The following is a 9,525-nucleotide window of genomic DNA, read 5'->3' as shown; positions in this document are numbered from 1 at the left end:
TATAATGATGTAGAAGATGCAGGAATTGAGTCTTTTAAAACCGTATCTAAATCTGTACAAACACATTATGAGTCTATCTTAAACTTCTTCGACAACAGAAGTACAAATGCTTCAGCCGAATCATTTAATGCTAAGGCAAAAGCTTTTAGAGCTACTTTAAGAGGAGTAAGAGATACTACTTTCTTCCTATTCAGGCTTGCCAAAATATATGCCTGAGGATCGCCCCCCCAACTTTTCCGACTGATCCCTTAAAATACGCCATAGATAGCATACTGATACATGAATTGATATGGATATTTTGTTTTAAGCTCTATTAGTTAATCTGGTAAAAAAGGGGATTTTGACTAATCGCGGGAAGGTTGCAAAAAGTGCCCGGCGGGAAAAAAAAGCAGGCCTTTAGAAATCAATCTAAAAGCCTGTTGTTCAATCAGGTGGAGAATATCGGATTATTAAGAGCCGTTATTGCATTACTCAAACTGCGTTTTTGAGGCTCTGAGAGCGGTTTTTTAACTTTCATTTTGCAGTTTTTTAGTGTTTTTGGCAGAGTTTTGACAGAGTTTTTTTGCGTAAAAGCATATTAAAATCATTGCTTAAACTATCAGAATCGCTTTTTTGAACTCGTTCCAAAAATTTCATTTTAATAAAAATAATGATTTTGCCCGATTTTTCAAAGTAATCCCTACTGAAACAGCTTACTTTTTGATTAAATAAATTCAGTTGTCCAATTGGAGGTTCTGTTGGCCTTCCAGATCATTCCGTGGATATTACGAGCTATCGATCACCACGTTCCGGGATAGCGAACCGATAGTTCTGCACCACTTTGGCCATATCAACTCATTGATTACTAATTACCATTTTCTAAAGCGATAACACAAACCGGTGCTCTACATCCCACGGAATCACCTGGTCAAGCCTTCCGGAATATCCAGGCTTAATCTCTCTATCAAATTCCTGCAAGTCACTAAAGATTCTTTTACCGGTTACCAAGTGAAATCAAAATATCCAGAATCACCATAATTATAGTGATTAGATAAGGGTTTTTAAAAAAATGTTTAGACATCAAAGCAGCTCCTATTCACTTAACTGTAAACTGGTAAAGGCTTGTCGTAGCCGTATTCTTTTTTTTATCTGTTGTTACAACCCTCCAGTAGTAAATTGTCCCGGCCACAACACTTACGTTAGCGAGAAAGCTATCTTTAACTGCGCTTTTGGCAAGAAGAGGAACGGAAGAAGTACCCAAGAAGATATTATAACTGTCAATGTCATTGTCTGCATCGCTCCCCGACCATTGAAGTTTAATTTTATTATCAGTCGCTGTCACTGTCTCTCCGAACAAGGGTGATATAATGTCCGCCGGAAAAGGAGCATAAGTCACTGCGCCTTCCCCTGGATTATAAAACTTCCAGCTATCGGTAGAATTTGTTGCTGTCACTCTATTGGACTGTGAAATAATCCTCCATGAGTAAGGCGTATTACGGGCCAGTGTGATAGTAAGGTGGGTGTCAGCCGTAGATTGTGAAATTGAGTCCATGGTGAGCAGGTTCTTGGTCTTAAGCACATACAAGTCCGTGTTCCCGGAGGCTAACCAGGAAAATGTGATGTTACTAAAACCGGGACTCAGGAAAGTCGCAGCAGTGCAGGGGGCATCTTTTGCCGGAAACAATAAAGTCACCTTGCCAGGCGGCGATGGGGGCAGAGGCGCGGTATGCTTACCACCGCAAGCTACAATAGAAAAAAGTATCGGGATAAGGAGTTTGTTTATTTTCATTGTTTGATGATCTTAAAAGATTGTTGTTCGTTATCAAACGTAAGATTGAGGACGTAAATACCTTTTTCCAGCGCTGAAAGACCCAACGTCACGATACCTGGCGGATTGCTTAGTGAACTGGTATATACCATCTTGAAATCAGAGACCCTGGTGATAGTCACTTTTAGGACGGCAACCTGCCTGTTACCGAGATCAACACTTAGCTTATCCTGGAAAGGGTTTGGGTATGGTGCGACGTTTTGTCCCGCACTGATCATTTTTTGAATAATCCCCTGGCATTCCTTATCAGTGGTCACCGTCAGCCTGGCATGTCGTCCGGTAAGCGGGATGATGAAGGTATTTGCCGTAGTTGTGTATACTTGATTGTTGAGCTGAATATAGTAATTACCTCCACCACTGAGGCTGAGCGTAAGCTCATTTGTCCTGGCATTCACGGTTGTGTAAACAGAAAGTTCCGGTGGCTCCGTTATTACAAGGTCGTCAGCCTGCAGGAAGTCAGGTTGTGAAGGAAGTGTAACGACCACATGATAGGTTCCCGCTTGAAGATTACTGACGGTCAGCGTATCGCTAAAGGAAAACACTTTGCTAAACCAGGGTGCGGTCAACTGTACCGCATAGTCCTGAACTTTAACTGCGTCGATATGAATTGAGCCGTTTGTCAGACCTTTACACGTAGCGCTGGTGGCAGAAATCTTAAAATTGTCTGCGGGAATACTAAATACAAATTTGAAGTTGGGAAGCGATGCAGTGCCTTTGCTGTTCGTTACCACGATGTCCCCGGATCTGCCGGCACCTACAACTGCAGAAATCGACGTGGCGGAAACAATTTTAAAAGAAGCAGCAGGTGTGCCGCCAAATGTCACTACAGATACCCGGTCAAGGTCCGTCCCAGTAATAAGCACTGAAGTTCCTGTCTGCGCAGTCGCCGGCGTAAAAGAACTAAGTAGCGGCGGTTGTATAACCAAAACCGTGGTACTGATACAATCGCTGTTAAAACAACCAACGGCACTGACATAATAAGTTGTTGTTTCCGTTGGGTTAACCAGAATTGAGTCAATACGACCGCTTGACACTGTCGGTCCGCTGCAACTCCCTTTGCGCCATAGCCAGGACGCATTGGGAGCCAGGCTTCCCCCCGCAAGCTTCAGTAAGACGCCATTCCCGTTTTTGGTTTGGGCAATGGAATCCGGTAAAACCGAGCGCGGGCAGGGGCTGACGGTGGTGAAAACGCATGCAGAAGTATCACAGCTGCCTTCTGCTCTTACAGAATAGGTCGCTTGTTCATTCGGATCCACATATAACTCTGGCGACTGCCCTGAAGCAAAAATAGCTCCGCCGCAGGTCACTCCTTTGTACCACCGCCAGGTACCGGCTGAGCCAAATGAGCCACCGACGATCAACAATTTTAACTTCGGATCATTATTAGTACCTGTGGAATTTACCTGCGTAATATAGCTCGGTGTAGTGGGTTTTATACAGCCGCCGGAAGTATCGACCAATATGCTGTCGCAGGATGTAGTCCCGCAATCACCCTCTGCACGAACATAGTACAGGGTCGGTACGTCGGGAATCACCGTCACTGAACTGCCTGTCCCAATCGTTGTGGTTCCACATCCACCGGTATACCATTTCCAGTTCGCATTGGTACCGAGTGATCCTCCTGCAACAGATAGCACGACCGAAGAACCTAAAGGAGCAGAAGTAATAGATGACGGCTTTTCTGAGCCTATACAATTATTATCGAAGTTCAGCGTGATGCTGTTACTTGATGCTGTCACCGCTGTGGGACAATCTGTAGCCCCACCATACCCTATGACCAGGGAGTAGGTGCCTGTTGATGAAGCCGTATAAGTGGTGACACCGGCCCCCTCGGAAACAACAACATTATTTTTCATCCATTTGTAATCCGCTGTTGCCCCTTCTCCAGGCACTACCGGGGAAACAGAAAGGGTTACCGGATGATCCTGTGTTATGCTTGTCCCTGATGCGCTGATCACAGGCGGAAGGCTAAAGTAATAGGTATCTGAAAGAGCGCTCCTGCAGGAGGAGCAGTCTGACGCGCCATAGGCAAACATGTTCCAACGGTAAATCATTCCGGGTTGTAAGTTAACAGCACTTACAGGGTCGCCGGTCGATTGGCAGGGTGATGACAATACCAGATTGGCTGATCCATAGGGATACTTGCTGACCATGGCACTATAAGCCGCCACGCCTCCGGAAGTAAAGCTCAGTGAAGCTGTCGTACCTCCGGTGAGAACAGTGGCAGTACTGCAGTCGGGGGCACCGAAGGTGAGCACAGGTGCGACAGGGATTTGACAGTTTGCCGCCGGCTGAAAAGTAAAGCCAGCCAGGGAAGCGGTACCAGTTGCCGTTACCACGGTGACATTGCCTGATGCACCCTCTCCTACAACAGCCTTTATCGAGGTCGGTGACACTACAGAAAAAGACTTTGCCGGTTCCCCTCCAAAGCTGACCGCAGAAGCACCGGTAAAATTCGCCCCTGTTAATATAACTTCAGTATCGGTGGCGGCGGACTTCGGTGCAAACGAGTTGATCGAGGGTACCGGATCAGCCCCCCCAGACGATTGTTCGTCTATTGAGATATTGGTGATATAAACCACTGCATTTAATAATTCGGGAAATAATTGAAAACCAAGAGTTCGAACCTTCCCTCTATATTGCGTTACATCAATTTCGCCTTCAGTCCAATCAGCAATATTATTCAAATCTATTGACTTCAAATCCGTACTGCCCAAACTGACCACTAGTTTGCCAGAAGTGGCTGCTTGAACAATTTTATATTGAAATTTTATTTTGTTTGCCTTTAATGGTATAACGAAACGATTATGAACCTTGGAGGGATGTGTAAGATCCAAAATGAGGTAACCGTTTCCATCCTGATAGCCATTACCGCTCCCTCCATGGTAATACCAACCCGCAATTGATGGCCTTGACGCTAAGGCTTTGCCTCCAAGATTTTTAAGCGAGAAATCACCATTAAAAAAATCAGTTGGATTATAGTTTTGATCCGAGCCATCACTTGAAACCTCCTTGTAGGGAACTATTCCACCATCGTGGCTGCTATTATTTCCACTTGATCCCTTAATCGGATCGGCGGGATCGTTTATACCATTATCGGTTCCACGATATGAGTAACCGCCCATTGCTAACCATTTACTCATTCCAGCCCCAGCACCAGATTGGTCCTGATACCAGTCGACTTCTTGAGAATAGTTAAGTATCGTACCTTGATACCAGTTTTTTACTTTCCCATGGGAATTATTTGTAATGGTTCCTAAGTTATTACCAAACAGATTTAAAGGGGTAAGCTCGTATTGATTTTTTAAATAACCATCATTACTTAACCAAGCTAATTTGCGGCCGCTGGGAACCTCTGGCAGCAATGAGCGCTGCCAGTAATTATCGGCGTAAATTACATTATTCCATATTTGAACAGCAGGGTCGTGAAAATAGCCGTCTATACTAACGTCTTCCTCATCAAAATCATGAGGATCTAATGATGTAAAGTAATTTACCTTAATCCCATTAACACCTAATCTTTGCGCCAACTCGCTAATTACAACGCAACCACGGCTATGACCGATGAGGTGGATCGGCAGACTTACCGCCGGGTTAGCTAAACTTATATATTTTGTGTTAGGTTCCCCGGACCCGTCTGGAGAAACCAGCGATGCAAAAAGAGCATCTGCCGCTGATTCGGCCTCCCCAGATTCAGGATTATTCGAGGCATTTAACCAATCCATTAACAATATGGTTTCTGGTCCGTTTGTCAGTGCATTAAAGTCTTTGTTGTCTGTTATTTGTTTAAAAGATCCGTCGCTTGCTTGATAAACATAAACCTTCCCACCACCTTGAGCAGCAAGGAGGTTAGTTACAAAACCTTTAGGCCAGTAAGAAACAGGATTATCAAACGAGCCGAATGGATCAAAACCGTGCACTAATATAGTAAGTCCCGGTTGTTTGTTTTTTGCGACAATCTCGAAATTGTCAGCGGACACTCCTGAAATCCCAGGGTTTTCTATCGATGTGACTCTAATCCTTTTTTCTGTTCCAGGAAAGCCGGAAACCGTCCAGTTCACAGAGCCATTATTTGATATATTCGAAAAAATTGTTTCCCATGGATTAGAAGGGTACTCCCCATTAATCTCAATCTTAACGTTTCCCGTAAAACCAGCAGTTTCCCACGTTATCATCTGCGTCGTGCCGATGATAAAATTTTCACCACCTTTAGGATTTAATAATTTTATCTGGGGATTAACAACCGTATAATTATAAGGCGGTGATAATGGTCCCGAAAAACTCTTAAATTTTGCCTTAACACGCCAGGTATGAGTTCCGATCTGGTTTGCGTCGACGAGGCGACTCAGCACATTTGTCCCAACCGATTCTGTTGTCGCATAATTTGTCCCGCTGTCAAAATCTATTTCATACGAATCAGCGCCACTAACCTCCGTCCACGTATACTTCAAATCGGCCCCTACAGCAATAGTACTACCAGAGAGCGGGCTATTGGGTACAGGTATGAACAATGAATTGGTATATGTTCGCACCTCTGACCATGGGCCGGTTATCCCATTGAATTTGGCACGGACCTGCCAGGTGTGAGCGCCCAATCCACCTGTGCCCATGCTATAAAGATAATGCTCGAAATTGCCTATATCTATGGTTGCTACGTACGACAAGCCATCGTCAAACCTTAGATCATAACCGCTTGCTCCTGAAACCGGTACCCATTGAAAATTGACAGAAGTACCGACGTATTGCGTAGCACCCGTTGTCGGAGAAGAAAGTGCGGGCGGATAGAGTGAAACCGTATAAGTAACAGGCACCGACCATGCGCTATAAACCCCTCCGACTACCGACCTGACCTGGAAAGTATGCGAGCCGAGTCCACCTGTAACGGCCGCAAGATCATAATAATTTTCATTGGTTGAAGGGGTAAATTTATACGTTTTATCCAAATCGAAACCAGCCTGATACTGGGCATTATTTACCGTTGTCCAGGAAAAATGAATATTACCGCCAATATATTGGGTGCTGTTATTTGATGGGGCTGTGATCACGGGTGCAGATGGCGTACCGCCAGACGTGCTATTCGTCACTAATGTGATATCATCAATCCTGAAAACGGTTCCCTTGCCGTTATCGTTCTTAGCATAAAACGTAAGGGTGATTGTATGCCCGGCCATCGCTTTAGGGAGATCAATAGTTTTTAAAGTGTACCCGTTCCCCGCATCGAGATTGGTCAGGGTGATCGACCGTGTGTTCGCTCCATCAGCATCGTCGGTGGCTGTGCAACTCATTTTATCATAGGCGATACCCTTATCTTCTTCGGTTGTTATCTTTTGAAAGAAACGGATGGAGCCCGAGCTAAAATTAGCAGGCAATATTAGGTCCTGCGACAAAGTCCCTTCAATTTTATTGCTATTATGCAAGGAGCCGTCATCGGCAGCGAAATAGGCGTAGCCTGGCCCGGTATTGTAATCCTTGAACTGACCATTATTATTGCAATGAAAGGCGGCCGCAACTCTCCAGCCACTAGCTCCATCGGTAAATGACCCATTCTGAAACTGTTGGGCGTAGGTGCGTAAATTTAACAGGAGGAACAGGAACGTAATGATACAGCGAACCAGTAAACTGGACTTGAAATTCTCTTTGCAACAGATCGATTCCATCAGAAAGCATAAATTGTTTTTACAGCTAATAGTTATTCAGCCAAACGGCTACCAAAGGTCTATTATGCCGGACAAGGTTTATGAGATAAAACTACATATTTATTAACTGAATACCAATACTTTAATATACAATATCCTTATATATAACATAATACGAAGGGGAGGGTTCCGAAATAGAAAATGGACATTCAGGCAGTATGTCAATACCTGCGTTACCCCTATTCCCGCAGACTACACTTCGTTTGCCACAACAGTTGGAAGTTCAAAAGCGGACATAGGGTCGATTTAAGAAATAGGCAACTGTCAACCACCGATTTTCAAATGATGTATAAAATAATCCGCTGCCAAATAAATCGAAAATAAACAGAAGAAAATTCCGCTTATTTTTAGCTAATAATAACTGATCATGAATTATTTACCACCAATATCGTTTTTCAGGAGCATAGAAGCAGAAATCATCGATCGAATTGAATCGGCTGAAATTTCTATATTCATTGTTATGGCCTGGTTCACGAGTAAACCCATTAAAGAAGCGCTGGTGGATGCCAAAAGAAACAATCCCGCATTGGAAATAGGAATTGTTACAGATGACAACGAGATCAATAACAATTACTTTTTCAATTCCCGTTCGGAAATGGAATCAACGGGTATTAAGCTACCTGTAAAAGTTGATAAACGTTTTTTACATCGCAAGTTCATGGTCATCGATGAACAAACGACTTTAATTGGTTCCTATAACTATACCAGGAAGGCGAATTTCAATGCTGAAAACCTGGCGGCATATCATGATAAAGCTTTCGCGCAGGTTCACCTAAGGGTATTCCGGCACCTTACAGACGCCGATTATATTGACGAAAATATTCAACTTTTATATCAATATCCCATCTTTACCCAGTTACTTTTATCAACCTATTATCCTTTTAATAGAAAGGAATATAAAAAATTTGCATCAAAAATAATTTTAGGAGACTGCTTTACATATAATGTCGGAGACTATGATGAAATTCGTTATGAGCCCGGTTTTATTTTCAATCCAAAAGCCAAATTTGATAAAAAGTTAACGTCTGAATTTGGATTACCAATCCATAGAGACCTGATTAAAAATTGGACGTCAGGTCGCAATGAGCAACTTATTTTCAGCAATTATAACAGCCAATCAGAGGATTTTGACGAGCTTGATAAAGAGTTGAAAGACAATAGAAAGTATATTCAAAAAAGCTTTAAAAAAATGCTCAATGGTACGTTCAGCAGAAAGATCCTTGAAGAAAAAATCCTTTCTGGAGTGGATATTATTAAAGAAAACACCCTTTGGGAGCACAATTTCGCTTTATTTATTGCCCCAACTATTGTTGAGGAATTGTTTAATATCCTGCCGGAAGTTAAACGTAATTATCCTGATTACGGGTTAAACAATAATTCAAATCTATGGGTAATAGTTGATTGACTTATTCTTATGATGAATGACATTATAAAAATCTATGATTTCAAAGGCTAAAATTTAAGTCAAACTGTGGCACAAATTATCCTATTTTATATGTGTAACCCTTGATCTTCGGCAAAACTTTCAATATCTGGCTTCTTGAGGAAACTATAAATTATGGATGATATCTAAATGGTTGGAGATCGCCATGTAAATAAGTCCTTCCCAATAATTTACTCCGAAACGACTGCTAATACTTTGGTATTTCCGCATCAGGAAGTCAATTATTTGCTCATCATCCCAACCTATGTTTATGAGCAGCTGAGTTGTTTCGATCTCTGTGGATACCCTGTTATTCGCTTTCCTTTCATATTTATCAATTAGCCCCAATGTGGATAAAACACACCAAAATGACCCCTTTTGGCCCACTCAAAAAGGCCCCCTTTGCCAGTTGAAAGTGACCACGTTCGCCAAAGCAAAGTGACCCCTCTTGCCAGACGAAAGTGACCCCTTAAAAGAGATTAAAGTAATGTACTGATAGGTTTCTTCGGACAAGGTTTTTGTTTAGCTTTTTAGATAAACAAAAACCAGCGAATACATGTCCAATAAACCGATCAAGATGAATAGATTACGACAGATCA

4 protein-coding genes are annotated in these 9,525 nt (G+C 42.8%); 2 read left to right on the top strand and 2 right to left on the bottom strand.

Translation table 11 applies throughout. The annotated features are described in order from the left end of the window. Positions 1–216 (top strand): transposase (locus tag AC1DV1_RS30735; RefSeq protein ID WP_477366656.1); only part of this gene is annotated, 216 nt, incomplete at its 5' end. 859 nt (positions 217–1,075) lie between these two features. On the opposite strand, the gene AC1DV1_RS30730 is transcribed toward AC1DV1_RS30735, so the two are convergent. Further along, positions 1,076–1,768: a hypothetical protein gene (locus AC1DV1_RS30730; RefSeq protein WP_477368483.1), complete on the bottom strand. Its 693-nt coding sequence runs from the start codon at positions 1,766–1,768 to the stop codon at positions 1,076–1,078. After that, positions 1,765–7,464, bottom strand: coding sequence for a T9SS type A sorting domain-containing protein (locus AC1DV1_RS30725; RefSeq protein WP_477368480.1), 5,700 nt, complete (start codon positions 7,462–7,464; stop codon positions 1,765–1,767). Before AC1DV1_RS30725 ends, AC1DV1_RS30730 begins: the two co-directional genes overlap by 4 nt. 406 nt (positions 7,465–7,870) lie before the next feature. Between AC1DV1_RS30725 and AC1DV1_RS30720 the strand changes: the two genes are divergently transcribed. Further along, complete coding sequence (locus AC1DV1_RS30720) at positions 7,871–8,908, top strand: phospholipase D-like domain-containing protein (RefSeq protein WP_477368477.1); 1,038 nt, start codon at positions 7,871–7,873, stop codon at positions 8,906–8,908. The last annotated feature ends 617 nt before the right edge of the window (positions 8,909–9,525 follow it).

The sequence above is a fragment of the Mucilaginibacter sp. P4_D1 genome (assembly GCF_056401935.1).
Note: the sequence above shows the minus strand (reverse complement) of the source record. Positions and strands in the feature narration are given on the sequence as shown.

Bases quoted from the DNA above. Each gene is read 5' to 3' on its own strand.
- AC1DV1_RS30730 (WP_477368483.1), bottom strand. From the start codon at position 1,768: ATGAAAATAAACAAACTCCTTATCCCGATACTTTTTTCTATTGTAGCT.
- AC1DV1_RS30725 (WP_477368480.1), bottom strand. From the start codon at position 7,464: ATGGAATCGATCTGTTGCAAAGAGAATTTCAAGTCCAGTTTACTGGTT.
- AC1DV1_RS30720 (WP_477368477.1), top strand. From the start codon at position 7,871: ATGAATTATTTACCACCAATATCGTTTTTCAGGAGCATAGAAGCAGAA.